General features: G+C 35.8%; 18 protein-coding genes and 1 pseudogene. 9 read left to right on the top strand and 10 right to left on the bottom strand.

Going from position 1 to position 21,317, the window contains the following annotated elements; translation table 11 throughout:
* Nucleotides 1–16: 16 nt before the first annotated feature.
* The 8 genes and pseudogenes from H5J24_RS22265 to H5J24_RS22230 form a co-directional block, all read right to left on the bottom strand.
* Nucleotides 17–313 (bottom strand): hypothetical protein, encoded by a 297-nt coding sequence (locus H5J24_RS22265; RefSeq protein ID WP_068940727.1) that lies wholly within the window; start codon nucleotides 311–313, stop codon nucleotides 17–19.
* 11 nt (nucleotides 314–324) lie between these two features.
* Nucleotides 325–735, bottom strand: a complete 411-nt coding sequence (locus H5J24_RS22260; protein WP_068940723.1) for a hypothetical protein — start codon at nucleotides 733–735, stop codon at nucleotides 325–327.
* Between the two features lie 386 nt (nucleotides 736–1,121).
* Nucleotides 1,122–1,370 carry a hypothetical protein gene (locus H5J24_RS22255; protein WP_232815873.1) on the bottom strand — a complete coding sequence of 83 codons (249 nt, stop codon included), beginning with the start codon at nucleotides 1,368–1,370 and terminating at the stop codon, nucleotides 1,122–1,124.
* A 125-nt stretch (nucleotides 1,371–1,495) separates the two neighbouring features.
* Nucleotides 1,496–2,050 carry a hypothetical protein gene (locus tag H5J24_RS22250; RefSeq protein ID WP_068940712.1) on the bottom strand — a complete coding sequence of 185 codons (555 nt, stop codon included), beginning with the start codon at nucleotides 2,048–2,050 and terminating at the stop codon, nucleotides 1,496–1,498.
* A 4-nt stretch (nucleotides 2,051–2,054) separates the two neighbouring features.
* Nucleotides 2,055–2,738 carry a hypothetical protein gene (locus H5J24_RS22245; RefSeq protein ID WP_068940710.1) on the bottom strand — a complete coding sequence of 228 codons (684 nt, stop codon included), beginning with the start codon at nucleotides 2,736–2,738 and terminating at the stop codon, nucleotides 2,055–2,057.
* A 69-nt stretch (nucleotides 2,739–2,807) separates the two neighbouring features.
* A complete protein-coding gene (locus tag H5J24_RS22240) occupies nucleotides 2,808–3,398 on the bottom strand; it encodes a DUF2589 domain-containing protein (protein WP_068940707.1) in 591 nt (196 codons plus the stop codon).
* A 358-nt stretch (nucleotides 3,399–3,756) separates the two neighbouring features.
* Nucleotides 3,757–4,794 carry a patatin-like phospholipase family protein gene (locus tag H5J24_RS22235; RefSeq protein ID WP_068940705.1) on the bottom strand — a complete coding sequence of 346 codons (1,038 nt, stop codon included), beginning with the start codon at nucleotides 4,792–4,794 and terminating at the stop codon, nucleotides 3,757–3,759.
* Nucleotides 4,795–4,986: 192 nt separating this feature from the next.
* Nucleotides 4,987–5,486 (bottom strand): annotated as a pseudogene (locus tag H5J24_RS22230) (M15 family metallopeptidase).
* 367 nt (nucleotides 5,487–5,853) lie between these two features.
* On the opposite strand from H5J24_RS22230, the gene H5J24_RS22225 reads away from it, so the two are divergent.
* The 9 genes from H5J24_RS22225 (at nucleotide 5,854) to H5J24_RS22185 (ending at nucleotide 19,449) form a co-directional block, all read left to right on the top strand.
* The gene (locus tag H5J24_RS22225) at nucleotides 5,854–7,437 is read left to right on the top strand and encodes a Na+/H+ antiporter (RefSeq protein WP_068940700.1); all 1,584 of its coding nucleotides are present in this window, start codon (nucleotides 5,854–5,856) and stop codon (nucleotides 7,435–7,437) included.
* Nucleotides 7,438–7,627: 190 nt separating this feature from the next.
* Complete coding sequence (locus tag H5J24_RS22220) at nucleotides 7,628–8,899, top strand: Y-family DNA polymerase (protein ID WP_068940698.1); 1,272 nt, start codon at nucleotides 7,628–7,630, stop codon at nucleotides 8,897–8,899.
* Between the two features lie 583 nt (nucleotides 8,900–9,482).
* Entirely contained in the window at nucleotides 9,483–11,075 is a 1,593-nt protein-coding gene (locus H5J24_RS22215) for a T9SS type A sorting domain-containing protein (RefSeq protein ID WP_232815871.1), read from the top strand.
* A gap of 3 nt (nucleotides 11,076–11,078) precedes the next feature.
* Complete coding sequence (locus H5J24_RS22210; protein ID WP_232815870.1) at nucleotides 11,079–11,546, top strand: hypothetical protein; 468 nt, start codon at nucleotides 11,079–11,081, stop codon at nucleotides 11,544–11,546.
* Nucleotides 11,543–11,794: a hypothetical protein gene (locus H5J24_RS22205; RefSeq protein WP_232815869.1), complete on the top strand. Its 252-nt coding sequence runs from the start codon at nucleotides 11,543–11,545 to the stop codon at nucleotides 11,792–11,794. Before H5J24_RS22210 ends, H5J24_RS22205 begins: the two co-directional genes overlap by 4 nt.
* A gap of 5 nt (nucleotides 11,795–11,799) precedes the next feature.
* Nucleotides 11,800–14,805 carry a DUF5977 domain-containing protein gene (locus H5J24_RS22200; protein WP_232815868.1) on the top strand — a complete coding sequence of 1,002 codons (3,006 nt, stop codon included), beginning with the start codon at nucleotides 11,800–11,802 and terminating at the stop codon, nucleotides 14,803–14,805.
* 9 nt (nucleotides 14,806–14,814) lie between these two features.
* Complete coding sequence (locus H5J24_RS22195) at nucleotides 14,815–18,489, top strand: DUF6443 domain-containing protein (protein ID WP_068940689.1); 3,675 nt, start codon at nucleotides 14,815–14,817, stop codon at nucleotides 18,487–18,489.
* A gap of 4 nt (nucleotides 18,490–18,493) precedes the next feature.
* Nucleotides 18,494–18,817 (top strand): hypothetical protein, encoded by a 324-nt coding sequence (locus H5J24_RS22190; RefSeq protein ID WP_045491681.1) that lies wholly within the window; start codon nucleotides 18,494–18,496, stop codon nucleotides 18,815–18,817.
* A gap of 8 nt (nucleotides 18,818–18,825) precedes the next feature.
* Nucleotides 18,826–19,449, top strand: coding sequence for a hypothetical protein (locus H5J24_RS22185; RefSeq protein WP_096788272.1), 624 nt, complete (start codon nucleotides 18,826–18,828; stop codon nucleotides 19,447–19,449).
* A gap of 86 nt (nucleotides 19,450–19,535) precedes the next feature.
* On the opposite strand, the gene H5J24_RS22180 is transcribed toward H5J24_RS22185, so the two are convergent.
* The gene (locus H5J24_RS22180) at nucleotides 19,536–20,147 is read right to left on the bottom strand and encodes a YdeI/OmpD-associated family protein (protein ID WP_068940931.1); all 612 of its coding nucleotides are present in this window, start codon (nucleotides 20,145–20,147) and stop codon (nucleotides 19,536–19,538) included.
* Nucleotides 20,148–20,151: 4 nt separating this feature from the next.
* A complete protein-coding gene (locus H5J24_RS22175) occupies nucleotides 20,152–21,285 on the bottom strand; it encodes a serine hydrolase domain-containing protein (RefSeq protein ID WP_082811029.1) in 1,134 nt (377 codons plus the stop codon).
* Nucleotides 21,286–21,317: the final 32 nt, after the last annotated feature.

Below are 21,317 nucleotides of genomic sequence, written 5' to 3'. Positions count from 1 at the left end.
CTATAATTCTGGAATTCTATAGCTCTTCTTCATCCTCCCATTCCTCAGCATAGCCATGCTTGGTGTAGGTACAATGTACTTCACCTGTTTCTGCATCTACAATAACAAATTGAGGGATAGGTTCCTGGTAACCTTCAAGGTAATAAGTTACTACAAAAATATTCCTTATAACACTTTCATACTTTCCATAATTAATCCTTTTTTGTTCTACATAATAAATCTTATCTTTCTCATCAATAGAAATATATTCTCTCTTGCGATCCTGTAAATATTGCTTAACGATTTCTAATGCTTTTTCTTTATCAATGTTCATTATAAATAGTGTTATTTCCAAAATTTCTGGAAAAAGTTCTTTTCAATTTTTAGAGAGTCTTCTTCAGTTAGGTGAATTGCTTTTTTATTACTTAGAACATGTTGTACAAATTCACTGTCAAGCTTTATATGGGGATATTTCTTTATATATTCAATGATGTATTGTGGCCATAGCCATATTCCATCTGTATAGATCATATTATACGCAATAAAACTTTCATCATTATAGTTGTCCGTTCCAAATAAAGGATCTTTTGCATTTTCAACACATCCCATTAAAGGAACTGCCATAATTCCCCTTTGTAAATAGGCCAATACTTTATCTTTATTATTATCTACAGAAGTGGTGCTGGAAATTAATTCGTGAATGCCTTCTGAGATAGGGTAATCGTCGTGTTCTCTTATAAATCCAAAATATTTCATATTACTAAGATGATAAAAAATTATTTTCTATCAGATATAAAATCTTTATGGCAAATCTTGTGCGGAATTAATACTTGTTTTTCGTTGGAAGTTAAGAAAAATAATAAGCCACAGTATTTCTGTGGCTTATGAAATATAGAATATTGTGATTGGGTTATGAAGCTTTATAAGATCACTTCAGAATCTATGGTCCTGTTTTTAGTGGTCACAAACCGAATTTCCACGTGATTTATATTTTTCAGACATCGTTCTGGCTGCCCAAGATTTTGTGAATGGTGAATTCAAAGGTGTTGAGAATGTTTAATGAGACTGCTGTGCGCATATTATAGAGATTTCGAGGGTAAAATTGGACAGCATCAGAACTTGTCGTGTTTTAAAACTTTTATTTAAAAGGCATCTTCTTCAAGGATATCTTCTTCAAAATCTTGCCTGAAGAAATTTTCAATGTCATTGAGATAGTTTTCATAATCCATCTCTGCATTTTCGATGTCACTCCATTCCACGGTGTAGAGATCTTCATCGAAGAGTATGTCTGTGTTGTGATTGGATGTTTCCATGTTTTGTATTGTGATTTGGTGTTGGTTGTGTTTTGAACATATTCCGGACTGTTCAGCATAGATCAATGTTGAATTCAAAGGCTTTTTAAAGTTTTTTATTAATTGTTTTTGTGTTCTTGTTTATAATTCAAAAGTAATCGAGGGAAGCGTCAAAACTTGACGCATAAAAAAATAACTCAAAAGAATTTTGAGTTATTTTAGTTTTAAGAAAAATCATTAATATCTATTTCATCAGCAATAAGCATAATGATGTCCATTTCAGAAAGCATTGATTTGAGTTTGATACCTCCTAATTTTAAATCATGATCAGAAAGGATATGTGACCAGACTTTCTGTACAAAATCTTCAAATGTTATTTCTGAAGTATAAAGAGGACTTGTTGTTTGTGCTGCTAAAGCCAGTATTTGTTTGGTGATATCTCTGCATTCATTCATTTTTGTTTCATGAGGCAGTAATACATTAAGCACACAGTTTTGTGCATCGTGAAGAAGATTTGCGGTAACCTTGAGCTGGTTTTTTTTAGCATTAAAACTTCTTTCATCACTGATTTTACCTGCCAGAATCTTACTTCTGAAACCTGCTATTTCCGAAACTTCACTAATGGTGTTCGTAGAAAGAATATTCTCTACAGACTTCAGCCATGAAAGCATTTTTTCAACAAAAAAAGGATCTTTTTTCTCCAGCGAAGAAACAATACCTGGAAACTCCAGCAGCTGATCCTTTAACTGGGAAACTAAAATAAACTGTGACTTTTTCATTCTATTATTCAGGGATAAGTGTTTCTATAATATTTCCATTGATGTCTTCGTATCTCGACCACTCCATTCCTGCTTCACTCACACTCATTTTAGCGAAAATCAGGCATTTGGCATCCAGTTGCATCAATTTGCTTGCCTCTACAATAATCTCCCGGTTATCTATCTTTTCAATCACTCTTCTGGCCTCCAGAACGATTCTGTTGAAAAGGCTTTGCTGTAAAAACTGGGGATCTGTATTCTTCCATGTAAAATTGGGAAGGGAGCGACAGTATTCTGCTGTATATTTCGAAATAGGTTCAAAATACTGTATTTGAGTATCGGTGAGGGTAGGTTTGTTTTCAGCCTTGATCTTGGTTATATAATCATTATAACCAAGTTCTTGATTGGCCAGAAAATTTCTTAAGTTCTGATCATTTTTTGTATCAGAAGGATTATAATCTGTTGAGGCTACTTTGATGATTTCTTCATAAGAAAAATCTCTGAAAGGCAAGATTGGGGAGCTTCCTGCTGTAGCAAAAGGAATAGTAAGGTCTACGGTCCCCACTTTCATTCTTGGAATGGAAAAATGTTTCAATAAATCATCTTTAGCATATTCTTTTGCTATTTGTACAGTCTGTAAGTCTGTCATTTTTCTGGCTGCGGCAATTTCAGAGACAATACCTCCTAAATATTCATTCAATTTTGGCATGATAATTTTTTTTAAATTGATAAAGATTTTTTAAAAGGATGGCTGCCGGAGCAGCCATCCTGAAAATAATTAAGGAGTAGGAGTTACTGGTGCTGCGGAAGCAACAATAGCATCTTCTAACATATCCATGATTTTTGAAAGACCTGCAGGTAATTCGTCATTTACAGCTTTTACATGTACACCCAATGTATATGTTTTTTCCGTAGTTGAAGTACTTGAGTTGGTTTTCTTATAAGAAGCTGAAGCATTGAATTTAACTTTCCAGAATTTAGCGCTAAGAGAAGCACTTCCCTGAAATTCACTAGCAATACTCTGAGTTTCCACAGAATTAAGCTTGGCGTTAAAATCAATAGTCATTTCGTCAATTCTTAAAGCCGGAATGGTCAGCATACAAAGCAATGGGACACTTAGCTTTACTTCTGATTTTACTACACTTTCGTTATTTTCAGCGGTGCTGGGAACTGACTTTGTATAGATAAAATCCACATACTTAAGCTTTTTGGCTCCTCCTTCCGGAGCTCCTTCTTCAAAGCCGACTTCTTTAATAAAATTTACTTGTGACATGGATGCATCATGCTGAGCCTTGATTGCTGCCTGCATAGGCCCTCCGATGTAAACACTGAAATCTAAACTGTTTAATTCTTGTACTAAATTTGCCATAATTCTAAAATTGTTAAGGTTATTAATTGGTTAATAATATATAGTAGTGCTAGCAGACTAATATTCAGTATTGGGCAATAGATATCCTGTTCATTATTTGATGAACTGAAGATTATTATTTAAAATAATAGGGATAATGTAAGTTTGGAATAAGCTTATTTAGCTTTGGTTTTCTTGGTTATTTTGTTGATTCAAAGATCGTTGATTAAAGCGTCAAAACTTGTCGTGTTATTATTTATTTTCATTTTTATTTCTTTTTTGATGAATATTATAAACTGACAAGAGCATATGTTTTAATTCGGTGAAAATCTTAATATAAGCTTGAAAGCTTATTTAAGGCTGATATAAGCTTTTAAGCTTATATTTTGTTTTTGATGAGCTTTTGGACAATCTGATTTAGAACTTCCCGGTTATCATCAATATAGCTCAGACCGGCCTGGATCAGATTTTCAATATTAGATCGTCTTACATTGTCCATGGCTGGAGAAGCATTTTTCAATGATGGATTCAGGCGGTAATAGTTTTTCTGATTTCTCAGTCCTAAGGTCTGAAACATTTGAGAAAGCTGATAGTCAACAGTTTCTGCATTGGCAGACATTAAAATATCGATAATTGGTCCTACCCAGCCAATTTTTCCAGCCTTTTCCAGTCTTTTAAAAGGATAAGGTCTGGCTTCAATCCCTGTTCCGATAGAAATAAGAATCATATCATTTACTCCGGGATGATTGGCTTTCTGATGATTTTTCAAAACCTCTGCAAAAGGAATTTTTCTGGCTTCTGCATAAGCACAAAGAGCAGGATTATTCGCAAACATACCGCCATCAATCAGGCTGAAGATTTGCCCATACATCGATTTGATCTGTACCGGGCTGAAATAGGTAGGTGCTGCGGAAGTTGCCCTGCAAACATCTTTTACATAAAAATTATCTGTACTGAGATGAGCTTCAGATGAATTGAAAAGTTTCGCTCTTCTGTTCTCTATATCATAACTTGTTATTAAACACGGTTTTATTAATTCCTTTAATTCTAAATTTCCAAAAAAGTCGTTCAGGTTTTTTTCAAGAGCTTCCTGAGAAATTCTTTCATTCAATAATCCAAATGGATTAACCAGCTTTTCCCAAAAGGAAACCTGGAAGATATCACCGCCCTTTTCAGCGTACAATTCCAACCCCTTTTGGATAGAATATTTTGCTTTACGGACTTCATCAGGACATAGAATAATAGAAGCAATCAGTCCTCCTGTGCTGCTGCCTGCCACCAGATCAAAATAATCTCCAAGCTTAGCACTTGGCTTATCATAATACTGGAGCTGTTCTTCTATGTAACGCAGAATAATACAGGTAATAATTCCTCTTATTCCGCCTCCGTCCAAAGAAAGAATGGTTGTCTTTTTCATATTATTTTGTTAATTGCTTTTTTTTAAGAATACATAGTAACAGGATCCTATGAAATCAGTGATTTTGATCAGGAAAAATGTTTGAATTTCATGTTCAGATCTTGTTGTTTTTAGTGGCTTTCTTGTAAAACAAAGGTAGGGCGGAGAAGCGACAGAACTTGACGTGTTTAAATTAATTTCAAAGAAAAAAGGCTAAAAAATAACATAATTTTGTTGATCTCTTGACTTCTTCAAAAGTGTTCTCCAACTGGTCTTTACAGGTCCTTTCTTAGAAGGGATTGTCTTTTTTCAAAGTGGGAAAGATCTTTAAATGTTTTCCAGTTTCCACCCCAATCCCAGCCATGTTTAGCAAAAATTTTTACACATTCATACCAATCTGCAACCTTATCGTTATCCCAGTCTTTTGCCGTGTCCCAGCTGGCAGTCTTTCCGTCAATTATAAGGCACATGTCTACCGCAAGGCCATAATTGTGGATACTTTGGCCTGCCTTGGCATTCGTTACCTTTTTTCCAGATGTAATTCTTCCGATAGCATACAGCTTTTCCTGCTCTTCGAAAGACCTCAATCCCTGAGTGATTCTTATTTTGGCTCTGCCTGTAAGCGCCTTATCACATTCTTCAATAATCTGTTTTACTTCATCTCTTACCAGTGGGTGAAGTTTCTGAATTCTTTCTAATGTTACTTTGTCCATATTCTTTTATTATAGAGCAAAAGTATAGGCCGGAAGCGACAAAACTTGACGTATGTAGAATAAAAAAACATTTATTCATTCTCTCTTGAATTAATTACTTAAAATAAAAAGTCTGTCCGTCTGAGCAGTCTTTGATTGTTTTTATAGTGAGATTAAATATTGAGGATTGTAAGGTAATTTCATTATTGTAAACCTTCTTCATGATGAGCGGGGATGATGTTGAAGTGTTAGGCTGCAGTTTCTATTTAAGTTTTGATAAGATTGAAAAAATGAGTGCTAAAATACAGATTGAGTGTATATTTGTAAAAGATGTTGTCTTCAGATAGATCATGAAGATTATGGATAAAAATTAAAAAACACAATTTCAATGCATACCGTTTTACCCTTTTTATTGGCCATGATAGCCGCTATAGTATTATTAAATATGTGGGCTGTTAAATTAAAAATCGCTTATCCTATTTTGCTGGTTATATTTGGACTTCTTGTAAGCTTTATACCCGGTTTGCCTGCTGTAAAGATCAACCCCGATCTTATTTTTTTTATATTCCTGCCACCACTACTATTTGAAGCAGCCTGGTCTATTTCCTTTAAAGAAATGAAAAGATGGTGGCGTATCATTGGAAGTTTTGCGTTCCTGGTTGTATTTTTTACTGCGTTTTCAGTGGCCATTGCTGCCAATTATTTTATTCCGGGATTTACGATTGCTCTGGGGTTCTTATTGGGAGGCATCGTATCTCCGCCTGATGCTGTAAGTACGGGTGCTATTATGAAATTTGTAAAAATTCCCAATACGACTGCAGCTGTTTTGGAAGGAGAAAGCCTTCTGAATGATGCTTCTTCGCTGATTATCTTCCGTTTTGCGCTTATTGCAGTAGGAACCGGACAATTTATATGGCAGGAAGCTTCATTGGATTTTTTATGGATGGTGATCGGAGGAGCAGGAATTGGTCTATTACTGGCCTGGATTTTTGTACAAGCTCACAAGAGGCTTCCTACAGATGCTTCTTCAGATATTGCATTGACGCTTATTGAGCCTTATCTGATGTATTGGGTAGCGGAACAAATTCATTGCTCTGGTGTTTTGGCAGTTGTTTGCGGAGGTCTGTATATGTCTGCTAAAAGAATGATCTTTTTGAACAGTACCAGCCGTATAAGAGGATATAGCGTATGGGAAAGCTTTGTATTTATTCTGAATGGTATTGTTTTCTTAATTATCGGACTGGAGCTTCCTGAGATTGTAGGCGGGCTGCGTTCCGAAGGAATAGCTTTAAAAACTGCCATTAATTATGGAGTATTAGTGACAGCTATTCTTATTATAGCCAGAATAATAAGCTCCTATGCAGCCATGATTGCCACAATTATTTTTCGTCCTTCTGTAGCTCCCAGAGCATCTTCCATGGGAAGAAGGCTAATGATGCCTATTTTACTTGGATGGACAGGAATGAGGGGAGTGGTATCTCTGGCAGCAGCACTTGCCATCCCGCTAACTCTTGAAAACGGCACCCCTTTTCCAAACAGGAATCTTATATTATTCATCACCTTTGTCGTGATACTGCTTACCCTTTTGGTACAGGGGCTTACATTGCCTTATTTTATAAAATATGGAAAAGTTTTTGAGGGTTTTATAGATGAAGAAAAAGAGGAACTGGCCCGAAAGGAGATCAAACAAAAATTAAGACAACATGTTTATCATTTTCTTAAGAATAAACATGAAAGCGAACTTCATAGTGATGCAGGAATAGAGCGATTGTTGCGACATTGGGAAGAAAAAAACAAAGCCAATGACGATGACTGGATGAACGAAAAATCCAAAGCTGTTTTTATCGAAATGCTTGAAAGCCAAAGACAGTTTCTTTCAGAACTTAATAAAGATACTTCTGTGAATGAAGAAATTATCAGGCATCAGCTCTATCAGCTTGACCTGGAAGAAGAACGGCTGCGAATGATTTAATTTACCGTAAAACATTCAAATAAATAATGTTTTTGAAAGCAAAATTAAAATGTTAATGCGACAAAATATGTCGTATTATAAAATATTATTTATTTGTTTTTCAATGTGTTAAATGTGATGTTAATTCGTGATGAAAAAGTGATTTTATTCTTGAAAAGTAATAATTTTGTATAGATAATTCACGATCGTCATGTATGCGCTGGTAGATTGTAATAACTTTTTTGTATCCTGTGAGAGGACTCTGGATCCAGACCTTGAAGGTAAACCTGTTGTGGTTCTTTCCAACAACGATGGATGTGTAGTGTCCAGAAGTAAGGAAGCAAAAGATCTTGGGATTCCTATGGCAGCTCCTGCATTCAAATACAAAGATCTCTTCAAAGAGCATAATGTAAAAAGGTTTTCTGCAAAATTCGAACTCTATAATTATAAAAGCCAGCAGGTCATCAATATCGCCCGTTCTTATGTTCTGGATTATGAAATATACAGTATTGATGAGCTTTTCCTTGATTTAACAGGCTTCAAATATATTGATATACACGAATACTGTGCTAAAATAAAAACAGAGATTCAGGAGAAAGAGAATATTCCTGTAAGTATTGGTATTGCACCCAGCAAGACTTTATGTAAAGTGGCCAACAGAATTGTAAAGGATTTTCCGGAGCAATTTAATGGAGTGTATATTATGGATACTCCTGAAAAAATAGAAAAAGCGTTGAAATGGCTGAACATAGGAGATGTTTGGGGAATAGGAAGAAAGCTGGCTGCTAAAATGAATGATAGTGGTGTGTATAAGGCTTGGGACCTTCTTCAGAAACCCGAAATGTGGGTTCGGAAAGTGATGGGAATCCATGGGGTAAGGATGATCAACGAATTGAAAGGAATCCGTCAGCTGGAACTGGATGCTCCATCTCCTAAAAAATCAATTGCGGTTACCCGAAGTTTTATGGAAATGCTTACCGATAAAGAAGCTGTTCGGGAGCGGGTAGAAACCTTTGGGATGTATTGTTCAGAAAGATTACGCCGCCAGAATACCTGCTGTAAAATGATAACGGTCTTTGTGCAGACCAACCGATTCAGAAAAGATCTTCCTGAATATAGAAATGCTATGACTCAAATTCTTCCCAATCCCACCAATTCATCCATACTGATAGGAAGAGTGGTGAACGAGCTTTTTGAAGCCGTTTACAGAGATGGATTCCACTATAAAAGGGCAGGTGTGATGGTGAATGACTTTGTTCCTGAAGATCAAAGGCAGATCAGCCTTTTTGAAGAAGATATACAAAACCAGCATCTTCCCGTGATGAAGGCCATGGATGCCATGAACCGGAAATTCGGAAAAGATAAGGTCCGTTTGGGAAGTATGAGCGGTGAGAATACTTTTGGCCGTGCTCAGCTGTCTCCGGAATATGAAGCATTCTTGAAAAAGAATACGCTGCCAGAGGCGAATTTTAGGTTTCATTAGATTGTATTATTTCAGGTCTATATGTTATATTGTTTTAAATCAAATCCTTAAGTTCTTTTGGCCAAATAAAGAAAATCCGTTTTCATATGTATGAGGTTTTATCATTCATTGAAAAGACTTTATATTATGGAAATTATGACATGATAAAACTCAGGTTGGGACAAAGTATTAATTCTTTTTACAATAAGCTAAAAAAGATACTTTTGTGGAAAATTAATAACACTTAAACTAAACCTGACATGAAGAATCGATGCATTATTCGTTGTTTCTATATTATATTCTTAGAAATTATCCACCGGGAAAATATTAAATTCTTTCTTGCAGGGCGGGTTTCTCAAACAACCGTCTGATTTTCACTGATAAAGTGGGAAATTGTGTGGTTTATTGATCTCAAGGCTTTTATTTAGGACTATCCTGAATTCTACCAATTTTCATTTTCAATACTTTTATACGGGTTATACTCATATACAATAAATACTCATATTGAGAAATATTTTAAAGCCGCTTACAGTGTGCTAAAAAACTAATAACAACTTAAATTAAATACTGACATGAAGAAATTCTATATCAGTGCACTATTCCTATGCACTGTTTCAGGATTGTATGCTCAGGAAGTAGTCTGGCAAAAGATATCAAATCCTCTACTCAGGATTTTTTAAATCAGGTCACTACAACCATTGATCAACAATATCTTATTACAGGAAGCTCTATTCAGAGCGATGATAAATCCCAGGTCTCTGAGAATAAACAGAATAACGGTTACGATTTTCATTTGGTAAAACTAAACCAACAAGGAGAACAGGTCTGGGAGAAATATTTTTCCGGGCAAAACCATGATTATTTATCGGCCACAGTAGCCACTCAAGATGGTGGTTTTCTCCTTTCTGGGACCTCTTATTCGGGAAAAGGACTGGATAAAAAGGAGGATTCCAAAGGAGGTTCAGACATCTGGCTCATCAGAATCAATGAATTTGGAGATGAATTATGGCAAAAGACATTAGGTACTTATGCTGATGAAGAAGCGAGAGCTGTAATTCAAACAACAGATTTAGGGTTTATGATCGCAGGAAATGTACAAGGAGCATCCAAGGGTTATGGTTCAAAAGATGTCTGGATTACCAGATTAGATAAGGACGGAAAGGAATTGTCTCAATTGATTTTAGGTGGAAGAGGGCTCGATGAGGTTGAAAAGATGATTCCAACAAAAGATGGGGGAGCTTTACTGGGAATCTATTCAAGAAGTTCCGAGGTTCGCGTTTCGGGATTAGGTGACAAGTCTCGTGGGAACACATCATCTTCAGAATCTCGTACTCCGAATTTTGTATCCCGCACCGGGAAAGGCACAGAGAATTTTGGTGAAGGTGATTATTGGATCGTTAAGCTTGATAAAAACGGAAAGGTAGAATGGGAAAAGAACTTTGGGGGTAAAGGAGATGATCATATTAGAACACTTGCTCTTGCTTCAAATGGTTTTATCATTGGCGGAGAGTCCAGATCAGACAGGTCCGGAAACAAATCTGTGGGAATAGAAGAAGGTACAGATCTGTGGCTGATTTCTTTGAATGAAAGAGGCGAGGAAAAATGGCAAAAATCATACAGTTTCAAGAACAGAGATATTCTGATGAGTATGAGTGTTCTTCATTCAGCAGATGAAGGAACTTCAAAAGGAATCCTGTTAGGCGGTTACACCCAGGCAGAAGGAAGAATTGAAGAAAATGATGAAACGTTCTGGATGCTGTATTTAGATCATAGTGGAAACGAACAGTGGAGAAAGCATGTGAAAGGAGAGTCCAGAAAAAGAGAAGAACGGCTTTCGGATCTGAAATTAAACAAAGATGGATCTATTGTTCTGGCAGGAACCAGTGCAAAGGAATTAGGTAAAGAAAACTGGAAAATTGTAAAGCTTGGAGATCAACAGGTAAAAGAGCTGGTTGAGAAATATGATATCAAAATCTATCCTAATCCAGTATCTGACTATGCCTATGTGGAGATTGGTTTTGACTTCAAGGAAGCTGATATTATGCTCTATGATATGAGTGGAAGGCAGATTCAGAATTTGAAGACTAAAAATAATATAACCAAAATCAATACAAATTCTCTAGTACAGGGAGCTTATCTGATTACGATAAAAACTGATAGTAACAAAACAGCAAATGCTAAGTTGATAAAAAAATAACCAGTGAAAAGAAAAATTATAACCTTAGGAACAATCTTATTTTTAACTACAGTTGTTCAGGCTCAGCAAAATCCAAGAGCCAGCTCTATAACCAATAACCTTCAGGAACTATCTAGAATTAGTGAAGCTTCAGGAAGTCCCAATGTTGAAATTCCAATTGCGAAGCTGGAAATTAAAGACTATACTCTCCCATTGTCTCTTAGATATGATGGAAGAGGGGTAAAAGTGAGTTCAGAAGCCAGTAATGTTGGGCTTAATTGGGATATGAATGGAGTAGGTGTAATCACTAGATTAAGAAGAGGGGTACAAGATGAATCTTCGGACGGCGTGGTATATGCTACATATAAAACATATCAAATTCCTATAGGAATACCTCCTGGTCAGGTTAATCCTACAATAGAATGCATGGGATTGAGTTATTATCCGGAAAAAAAGGTCTTCTCGGAGTACTTGCTAATAATATTAGCATGATTAATCAATATAAAACCAACCCCAGGCCAATTACAGGAACCACAACTGTTAACTCTAAATTTTTTAGTGCTTACCACGACAATAATGATCTTTTTGTGGTAACAATCCCTGGAAAAGAAACTTTCGAGTTCTATTTTGGATTGGATGGTAATATACATGTTATTAATGATGAAAATTATAAAGTTGTAGGAGATAAAAAGGAGCAGATATATTCCAGGAATTTACTCTTACAGATGAAAATGGAGTGAAATATATGTTTGCAGCTATCGAATTAGATTTACCAGGAACAGATTATGTTAATTTTACTCAGAAGACTTTTGGGGGGGTAATTATGCCTGTAACTTCTGCTAATGACATTAAGCCGGCAAATACAGACTTTACAGTAGATCATCCTTATTGTGCTCCCAATGATCCGACATATCCTGCGCCATTGGATTTAAGAGCAAGATATGAGAAAAATAAAAAGAAACCGGTTAGCTGGTATTTATCAAAAATTGAAAATAGATTTGGTGAAGTTATATCTTTTGATTACGAAACAAAAAAATCTCTAACATTTAACAGAGCATCAGGTTCTTATTACCCTTATCCTGCAAACTCATGGAGTACAAGTAAAATAACATTGGAAACGAAACGGAAGCTGAATATGGTACCTATTATTAAGAGTATTCAATCTTCATCTTCAAAAATTACATTTAATTATGGGGATGTTCGAAAAGATATTTATGATGCAGGAAGATCCAGTACCTTACAGAAACTCAATGAGATCGTAGTATCCAGTATTAATAAAACAAATAATACAGAGACTGTTGTTAATAAAGCTCGTTTAGTACAAGTGGATATTGAATCTACCGAAAAGAGTATTCATGCAGATCCTGCAATAGATAAGGCCGTATATACCAGGATGTTTTTGACAGAAATAGCGCTTAGTGATAAAAACGGAGTACCTGTTAATAAATATAACTTTAAATACAAAACCCCTCGAAACCTTCCTAATAAGCAGTCTTTCCAGATTGACCATTGGGGCTTTTATAAAGCAGGAGATCCTAAGCGTTTTATACCCAACTTATTCTATTATCCCACTGATAATAAAATAAATATTGATATTTCTCCTTTTTCACTTTATAAAAGAGATCAATTTACAGGAACAGAGCTTCAAACAGCTGGGACTTCATATACCAAAGACAGTACTCCAAAGCTAGAAGATGCCGTTTCGGGATCATTAGAAAGTATCTCAAGTTTAGGAGGAAAAGTCTTGTATACTTATGATTTGAATTATTTTACTTATTACAATCAAAAAAGAGAAGGACCTGGTCTTAGAGTGAAAGAATCTACTACGGATTCAGGAAATGGGCAGTTTACAGAGGAATACACATATGGTGCTAACGGAGATGGTACAGGTACTTTACTGGATGTTCCTAAAATCAGCGGTGTAACCTGGGGCGGACAGTCCGAGTATGCTGAACCGGAGAAATATGTAAGTGCAAGTGGGGATCATGAGTATTCTTTCTATTATGGTTCCGTAAAGAAAACGAGAAAAAAGGATAATACAACTCTTGGATATACTATTAACGAGTATAGTACGTTTACCCCAATCTATACAAAGCAGATTGATATAGATGACTTTCATTATAAATCCCCAATGATTTATGATTCCTATGCTACCAGAACAACAAATATAGATACGGTGAATGGTGGTATTATTTATATTGGGCTAGACAACAGGTATTATTATTATATTCCAGAAGCAGATTTTAAAGGGATTAATGGAAAACTAAAATCCAGTAAAGTTTATAATTCAGGTAATCAGATTGTTAAATCTGTTTTGCATGATTATAAACTAAAATGGAAAGAAACTGATCTTATTGATGATGGCTGGTATGGAGGAGGATTAGGAAAGTTCTATTCTTTCAATTATGATCTTAGTAAAACAGAAACTACGGAATATTTTGGTAATGGAAGTATATCGTCGTCAGTTAATTATGTGAGAAATAATGAAAGGAAAATTAAAGATATTTTCAAAACAATCGGAGGGGCAAACGAAGAAGAGCACATCAAATATGCATATGAAGGAAACGATAGCAATGCATTGACGATTAAAAACGAGAATCGGTTAAATGAAATAAGTGAACACACTTTAATAGACCAGGGAAAAACTACTTACACTAAGAATGTATTGAATCAATTTTCAGTTCCATTTTCAGTTCCAACAGGTGGTTTTGTCAATAAACCTCTTATTGAAAAAGCGTATAGTCAGAAAAGTTTTGATGGCGTAGATTACAGAAAGGGAATCCAAACATTAAGACAAGGTATCTATGGAAATGTGATTGAATCAATCAATGAACAGGAGGTCTATACTACAACTATTTGGGGATACAACCATACTCAGCCTATCGCAAAAATAGAGGGAGCAAGCTATGCCCAGGTAATGCAGGCTTTTGGCTTGGATGGAAACGATAATAAAGCTTATCTGCAATTGGAAATCGTAAAGAAATCTGATGTAGATGTAGATGAAAATTCGGAGAATACTCTGGCTTTGGAGTTGAATACTTTTAAAAATAAACCGGAACTGAAAGACTTTCAGATTACCACTTATACCTATGATCCGCTTATAGGAGCAAAAAAGATCACACCACCTTCAGGAGTCAGCGAACAATATAAATATGATGATGCAGGCAGGCTTGAAAAAGTTTTAAATGCTGACAATAATATCGTAAAAGAATATAAATATAATGTTACTCCTACTTATTATTACAGTGATGAAGCAAGCAAAACTTTTACAAGTGTTTGTGGGCCCGGGACTCTACCTTCACCAGTAACTTATGTCGTTCCTGCGGCTAAATATGTATCTACAGTAAGTCAGGTAGAGGCAGATCAGATGGCCCAGAATGATATTAATGCTAATGGACTTAATTATGCCACTACTAATGGAATATGTACTCCGTATGTATGTACTATCACTCCTACCCATCTTGCCGATATCTATTACTCATCTTTCCAGGAAACTGCTTTTGGCCATATAAAAGTGATTCTAAGCTTTCCTATGACTGGGTATAACGGATCTACACCTAATTGGTCTAATGGAGTGTTTATAGGAACATTAGATAGTTTATGCAGACCAACTTCTTATAAAAACTTCAATGTATCCTCAAATGGTGGAGGCTGGAGTGTATCATTGGGACCAGCTGGAGATATTACAGTAAGGTCTACAGGAGGAAACTCAGGAAGTTCAGCCACTTTATATTTTGAATATGATAAATAAAAACTAGCCATGAAAAAAATAATAATCCCAATCGGTTTAGTGCTTTCTATAAGTACTTTAAAATCGCAATCAAACCTCGAGAATTATGTACAGGCCCGTACTTATCTTGAACCCGTAACCACCACCCAGCCTAATGCAAAGCAAATGCGTAAAGTTGAGTATTATGATGGATTAGGAAAATTAAAACAAATTGTAAATGTAAAAATAACTCCACAAGGAAGAGATGTTGTGATCCCGGTTATCTATGATGGATTTGGAAGACAAACAAGAGAATATCTTCCTGTACCTCAATCAGGAACACAAGATGGACTTATCTATACCCAGAATTCAGGATTAGTTCCGTTTCCGGTAGGAGATCCACAAAACCTTTATACGAACGAGAGGGCATTTTCAGAAAAAATATTGGAAAGCTCTCCGCTAGACAGGCTTCAGCAGCAGATCCAGATAGGGACTGATTGGATGGGAAAACCAATAAAATATGATAATGAAGCCAATACAGTAGCCGATGCAGTAAAGAAATTTACTACTTCTACGAGCTGGGTAGGAGGAGCTACTAAAAGTATTCCGTCTAATGCTGGTGTCTATGGAGCTAATCAGTTATATAAGAACACGGTTACCGATGAAGATGGAAACAAGACCATTGAGTTTAAAAACGGTAAAGGGCAGGTTATTCTGATAAGAAATGTAGTAAGTGCCTCAGAAAATGCAGATACCTATTATATTTATAACGAATATAATCAGCTAGCTTTTGTAGTCCCTCCTATGTTATCTAAAATTCAGAGCTGGACGCCTGCAGATCAGGACAATCTGGCTTACGAATATCGGTATGATGGTGGAAACCTTATGGTAGAAAAAAAGCTTCCGGGAAAAGACTGGGAGTATATGGTATATGATAAATCAGACAGACTGATCTTATCCCAGGATGCCAATTTGAGGACTCAAAATAAATGGGTGATCTCTAAGTATGATAAGTTGGGAAGAGTAGTGTATACAGGCTATTTAACCGGAGGAGAAAGGGCTGCCAGACAAAATGAAATAAAGGATCTATTGATCATCGAAAGCAGAAATTCAACCGGATTTACCCGAAATGGAATGACTGTTTATTATACAGATAATAATTTTGCTGGGCAAATTCCTACTCTACTAAGTGTTAATTATTATGACAGCTATCCGCCATATAATTTTAATCCTGATCTTACTATTCCGGGAAAAACAGTGCTTACAGAGGTTCCTAATGCAGATGGTAGAAGCACCAAAGGATTACCTGTAGCAACTTTGTTGAAGAATGTTGAAGATGATAACTGGACGAAGAATTACACTCTTTATGATGATAAAGCAAGAGTGATTGGATCCCATTCCATTAACTATTTGGGGGGATATACCAGAATAGAAACGGACCTGGACTTTTCCGGAGTTACTCTGAGTACACAAACAAAACATTTCAGAAGAACCACTGAACCAGAGGTTAATGTGAAAGAACGCTTTGAATATGATAACCAGAATAGATTGTTAAAACATTATCATCAGGTAGATTATTGGCCGGAACAGTTATTGGCAGAGAATATTTATAATGAGTTTGCTCAGTTAGCAACCAAAAAGGTAGGAAACAATCTACAAAGTATTGATTATGCTTACAATGTTAAAGGCTGGTTGACAGATGTTAACAAAGATCAAATGGGAATTCCTGACTTGGGTGGAAAACTATTTGCATATAAAATTAAATATAACCAGAAGAATGGGATCACAAAGCCAGACCCTGTTTTATTTGCAGGAAAAGATGTGCAGGCTAGATATAACGGAAATATAGCAGAGGTAGATTGGAGAGCTGTGGAATCAATAGGAGCAAACCCTCCCATGGAGCCTAAAAGATATGGATATGTTTATGATGGCTTAAATAGGGTGACAGCAGGATATTATCAAAATCCCAATAACCCGTATTCCAGAGAGCATACAGAATCTATCGACTATGACTTAAACGGAAATATTACCAACCTTTACAGAACATCTGTGATGGAAAATGGGAATACAACAGCTACTGTAATTGATAATATCGAATATACCAATGTAGGAAACCATGCTGTAAAAATGAAAGATCTCAGTAAAAATAAATCCGGGTATGAAGGTACTGTAGGATCTGTTATTGAATATGATCTGAATGGGAATATGAAAAATATGCTGGATAAACAGATCACAGGTATTGGCTACAATCATTTAAATTTACAGAATTCATTGGTAATAGGCAGCGGGCAAATCACGACAGAGATTAACAATAAGTTCCGATCTGATGGGGTAAAGGTTCGTAAAGAGAATACCTTCACAAGCATAGGAATTACCAATACAACCTGGACTAAAGAGATTACAGACTATCTTGACGGATTCCAGTATTTAAATAAAACCGCTTCAAATAATGGCGGCGGAGGTAGTACTGATATGTTTTCTAAAATATCTTCGGAATCTCAGGTCGCTCTTGAGATGGAAGCGTTCAAAAAAATACCACCAATTGATCTGGATCCTCCACCGATTGATCCAATTGTTAAAAACCCTCATAATCCAGAGCTCCAATTCTTTGCAACAACCGAAGGATTCTATGATTATCAGAAAAAATCATATATTTACCAGTACAAAGACCATTTGGGTAATGTAAGGGTAAGTTTCAGTAGAAATAACCAGAATGGGGCTTTTGAAATCACTGATGCCAATGATTACTATCCTTTTGGAATGAATCATTTAAAAACAGGAGGATCTTATTTTGGTGCAGGAAGTTATAAAAACTATAAATATAACAGAAAAGAGCTTCAGGAAACAGGAATGTATGACTACGGATGGCGTCATTATATGCCTGATGTTGGTAGATGGACTACATCAGATCCACTGATCAAAGACCTTGATTTTACCTTTAATCCAAATGAAGCAGATGATGATGACGACGATGATATCTCTGCAGGAATACTTCTTGCTAATGGGGGCGGAGTATTTAATGTAAAGAACCTAAACCCATACGCTTATGGATATAATGATCCGATCAGATATGATGATCCGGATGGAAGATGTCCCAACTGTCTAACTGCACTAGGAGGAGCTTTGATTGGGGGTGGTCTGGAATTAGGAGGCCAGCTTTTGTCAGGAAAATCATTCAAAGAAGTAGACTGGGCTGATGTTGCTATAGAAACTGGTAAAGGAGCATTAGCCGGAGCAGGCCTTGGTGTTGGAGCCAAATTTCTTGTAGAGGCAGGTTCAGTGGTCGCTAAAGCAGCTGTAGATTATTCCGGAAATGAAGGAAATCAGAATATTTTCAATGGTAAAAAGTCTGGTAGTAAAGCTTGGGCTGACGGTTTAATGGATGTTGCAGCTGGAAAAGCAGGTGGGGCTGCAGCGAAACAGTTAAATAAAGTATCAGGTAAGTTTTTAGCAAAAGCTACTGTAGCAGAAACAAAGGCCTTAAGAAATGTAACGCTGGCTACCAATAATTTTAATAGATTAACCAATGGAGGAAGGAATATGTATGGAGTAAACGCAACGTTAGCTACCTCTAAATTAGCGAAATCAAAGGCTGTAGCTCAAGTAGCAAGAAAAAATGCTGTTGCTGCCAAAATAACGAAAACTGTAGTGAAAAATGGAGAGGTTGTCAATAAAGCCATTCAGGGATCGTTAGGAGATAAAATAAAATCATGGTTTGGGTTTTAATAATATGAAAGATAAATTAAAAGTTTTTGCTACTATAGCAGTCTTAATGTTAGGAATATATTTTATAGCAACTACAATCCGAAAGAATGTATTGGAAGATATTGACTATGTGAACCAAGACTATGAAATTACCAATGGAATAGTAACAAAAAAATCTACATACAAAGGGAATAACGTCTGGGTAAAATATACTGTTAATGGAACCGAATATATTGAATCAGATGGTTTTTCTGAGTCTGAAAATTTTAAAGTGGGAGATACAGTTAAGGTAAAGTACTCAAAAACCAAACCTGAATTAATGATAACCCAGTTTAATGATCAGTTTTAATGAATAGTATGAAAAATATATTGAGAATCTTGCTGATATGTTTGTCAGGAATTTTATACTCACAAAATTTCAAAGGAGAAATAGTGTATTCCAATACTTATGAAAGTAAAGTGGCACAGCTTAGTAATAACCAGCTGAATATAATGCTGGGGACCACTCAGAATTACTTTACCCAAAATGGAAATTACAAATCTATTTCCAATGGAAAACTTATTCTTTGGCAATTGTATATCAATAAAGAAAATAAGCTTTACAACAAGATGGGAAACTCAGAAACTGTATACTGGAATGATTGCAGCGTACAGGGAGATGAGGTATTGAAAGCGGAAGTCAATAAAAATGCTGCTACAATACTTGGTAGAACATGTGATGAAGTGATCTTAATATGTAAAAACGGAATTCAGAAATATTATTTCAATTCCTCCCTTCGTGTAGATCCGGATCTTTTCAAGAATCATAAATTCGGTAATTGGTATGACTATATTTCCAAAGCAAAAGCTTTTCCATTAAGAATTATTGTTGAAAATCAACAATTTAAAATGGTAAGTATTGCAACCAAGATCGATAATAAAGAGGTCCCCGATTCTTTTTTTGATCTCCCGAAAGAGGTAAAACTTGAACAGAGTAAATAATATTACCACTATTCAAATCAATAAAGATCCTCCATTTGGGGGATCTTTTATTTGATGTTAATATAAATTTTGAGTATCAGAAACTTTTATTTCCTTTCATACTTCCAGTTTCTCCCTTTTCCTTCTGCAATCCAATCCAAAGCCTGTTCCATTCTTTTATTCCGGGTAGATTCTGTTTTCGCATCTACAATCCATGTGATGTATTCTTTTCTGAACGATGGTGAGGCTTCTTCAAAAATGGACAATGCTTTTGGCTGAGCTTTGAGTGCAGATAAAAAATAATCAGGAATTTCCACTTCTGTTTTGGATGGAGCTGTTTTTTTCATGGTAATTCCCATATCCGTAAGTTCCATGGCTTCTTTAATCGCTTTTTTCAGTTGAAGTTTTGAAGGAAGATCTTCAATTTTAGTGATTCTACCTAAGCTAAACATAGAACTCTTCTCAATATCCTGAGTAATTTCCTGCATGGTTTTCATTTCTTTTTCCAGCCAGAACCCGAAGGTACAGTGTTGCTTGAAGGAAGCCATAGCACAAAGGTTTTTACCCTTGTAGATAAAATGCGGAAAACTCCACTTCATGGTTTCTTCTGCGTCTGGGCAGTGTTCATGAACGATCTCACGTATATAATTCAGAATCGGCTTTGCAAAATCCTGAGATTTTTCGATATAAGCGTCTATTTTTGAGCTGTATTTTTCCATGTTTTTATTGGAATAATTGTACGGTTTCATTAACAAGGAACTTCACCTGATCCGGTCTTCCCCTGTCATTTTTAGGATTATTAGGATAGCTTCCGGTTTTTACTATGACCATATCATGTTCCGGAACCATAATGATATATTGTCCCTGAAGTCCCAGAAAATAGTAATGTTTGATCGGGTTGTCATAATTGATCCAAAACCCCATTCCATAAATATTTTCAGATTTTTCTGTAGGCGTTCTCATCTGCTCAATAAAATTTGTGTTAAGAATTTGCTGATCTCCAACTTTACCATCATTCAGAAATAGAAGTCCAAGTTTAGCAAAGTCTCTTGCATTGGAATGGATACAGCAATAGGTTTTTTCCATTCCATAATCATCAGTGCTCCATTTTGCATTCTGTTCCATTCCCATCGGAATCCAGAATTTTTCAGAAAGATAATTTGCCAATGGTTGTTTCAAGACTTTTTTTAAGGCGAAACCAAGGAGCTGTGTAGAGCCGCTCTGATATTCAAACCTTGTTCCCGGCTGCTCTTTGAATTTTCTTGAAAATACAGCCTTTACAAGACTCTTTCCATAATAGGCTTTGGCATTGGGAAGAAACGGACTATTATAGCTTTCATCCCAGTCGAGACCAGATTCCATTTGAGCCAAATTTTTAAGCGTAACCTGATTCCCGAAAGTCTTTTCTTTAAATTCAGCATAAAAATCAGACAGCTTTTCATCAATGTTGTTGATGAGACCTTCTTCCAAAGCTTTACCCAAAAGCATTACAGTTACTGCTTTTGCCATAGAAAAAGAATTGGTCTGAGAGAGCTGATTGTATCCATCCCAGTATTGTTCATGAAGAATTTTACTATTCTTTATCACTATAAAAGATGCTGCTTTGGAATGCTTTAAGTTATCAACTAAATCTTTCGGTAGCTCTTTTGTGTTATATTCAGGGGCCTCTTCCCATCGTTTGGGAGATTCTGTAGCAATAGGATTACTGGGAAATAAATCTCCATCATCAATATAGGCACTTGCTCTTCCTTTAAGATACGTTTTGGAAATTCCACTGAATAAATATTCATATCCCAAAAAGTAAGCTGCTGCCGCACCTGCTACAGCTCCGCCTATCATGTATTTTAGTATTCTCATTTTTCGTCAATCGGTCTCTAACAAATTTAAAA

It is taken from the genome of Chryseobacterium capnotolerans (genome assembly GCF_021278965.1).
Classification (GTDB): Bacteria; Bacteroidota; Bacteroidia; order Flavobacteriales; family Weeksellaceae; genus Chryseobacterium; species Chryseobacterium capnotolerans.
Note: the sequence above shows the minus strand (reverse complement) of the source record. Positions and strands in the feature narration are given on the sequence as shown.

Coding starts and splice junctions, on each gene's coding strand:
- H5J24_RS22265 (WP_068940727.1), bottom strand. CDS start 313: ATGAACATTGATAAAGAAAAAGCATTAGAAATCGTTAAGCAATATTTA.
- H5J24_RS22260 (WP_068940723.1), bottom strand. CDS start 735: ATGAAATATTTTGGATTTATAAGAGAACACGACGATTACCCTATCTCA.
- H5J24_RS22250 (WP_068940712.1), bottom strand. CDS start 2,050: ATGAAAAAGTCACAGTTTATTTTAGTTTCCCAGTTAAAGGATCAGCTG.
- H5J24_RS22245 (WP_068940710.1), bottom strand. CDS start 2,738: ATGCCAAAATTGAATGAATATTTAGGAGGTATTGTCTCTGAAATTGCC.
- H5J24_RS22240 (WP_068940707.1), bottom strand. CDS start 3,398: ATGGCAAATTTAGTACAAGAATTAAACAGTTTAGATTTCAGTGTTTAC.
- H5J24_RS22235 (WP_068940705.1), bottom strand. CDS start 4,794: ATGAAAAAGACAACCATTCTTTCTTTGGACGGAGGCGGAATAAGAGGA.
- H5J24_RS22225 (WP_068940700.1), top strand. CDS start 5,854: ATGCATACCGTTTTACCCTTTTTATTGGCCATGATAGCCGCTATAGTA.
- H5J24_RS22220 (WP_068940698.1), top strand. CDS start 7,628: ATGTATGCGCTGGTAGATTGTAATAACTTTTTTGTATCCTGTGAGAGG.
- H5J24_RS22215 (WP_232815871.1), top strand. CDS start 9,483: ATGCACTGTTTCAGGATTGTATGCTCAGGAAGTAGTCTGGCAAAAGAT.
- H5J24_RS22205 (WP_232815869.1), top strand. CDS start 11,543: ATGATTAATCAATATAAAACCAACCCCAGGCCAATTACAGGAACCACA.
- H5J24_RS22200 (WP_232815868.1), top strand. CDS start 11,800: ATGTTTGCAGCTATCGAATTAGATTTACCAGGAACAGATTATGTTAAT.
- H5J24_RS22195 (WP_068940689.1), top strand. CDS start 14,815: ATGAAAAAAATAATAATCCCAATCGGTTTAGTGCTTTCTATAAGTACT.
- H5J24_RS22190 (WP_045491681.1), top strand. CDS start 18,494: ATGAAAGATAAATTAAAAGTTTTTGCTACTATAGCAGTCTTAATGTTA.
- H5J24_RS22185 (WP_096788272.1), top strand. CDS start 18,826: ATGAAAAATATATTGAGAATCTTGCTGATATGTTTGTCAGGAATTTTA.
- H5J24_RS22180 (WP_068940931.1), bottom strand. CDS start 20,147: ATGGAAAAATACAGCTCAAAAATAGACGCTTATATCGAAAAATCTCAG.
- H5J24_RS22175 (WP_082811029.1), bottom strand. CDS start 21,285: ATGAGAATACTAAAATACATGATAGGCGGAGCTGTAGCAGGTGCGGCA.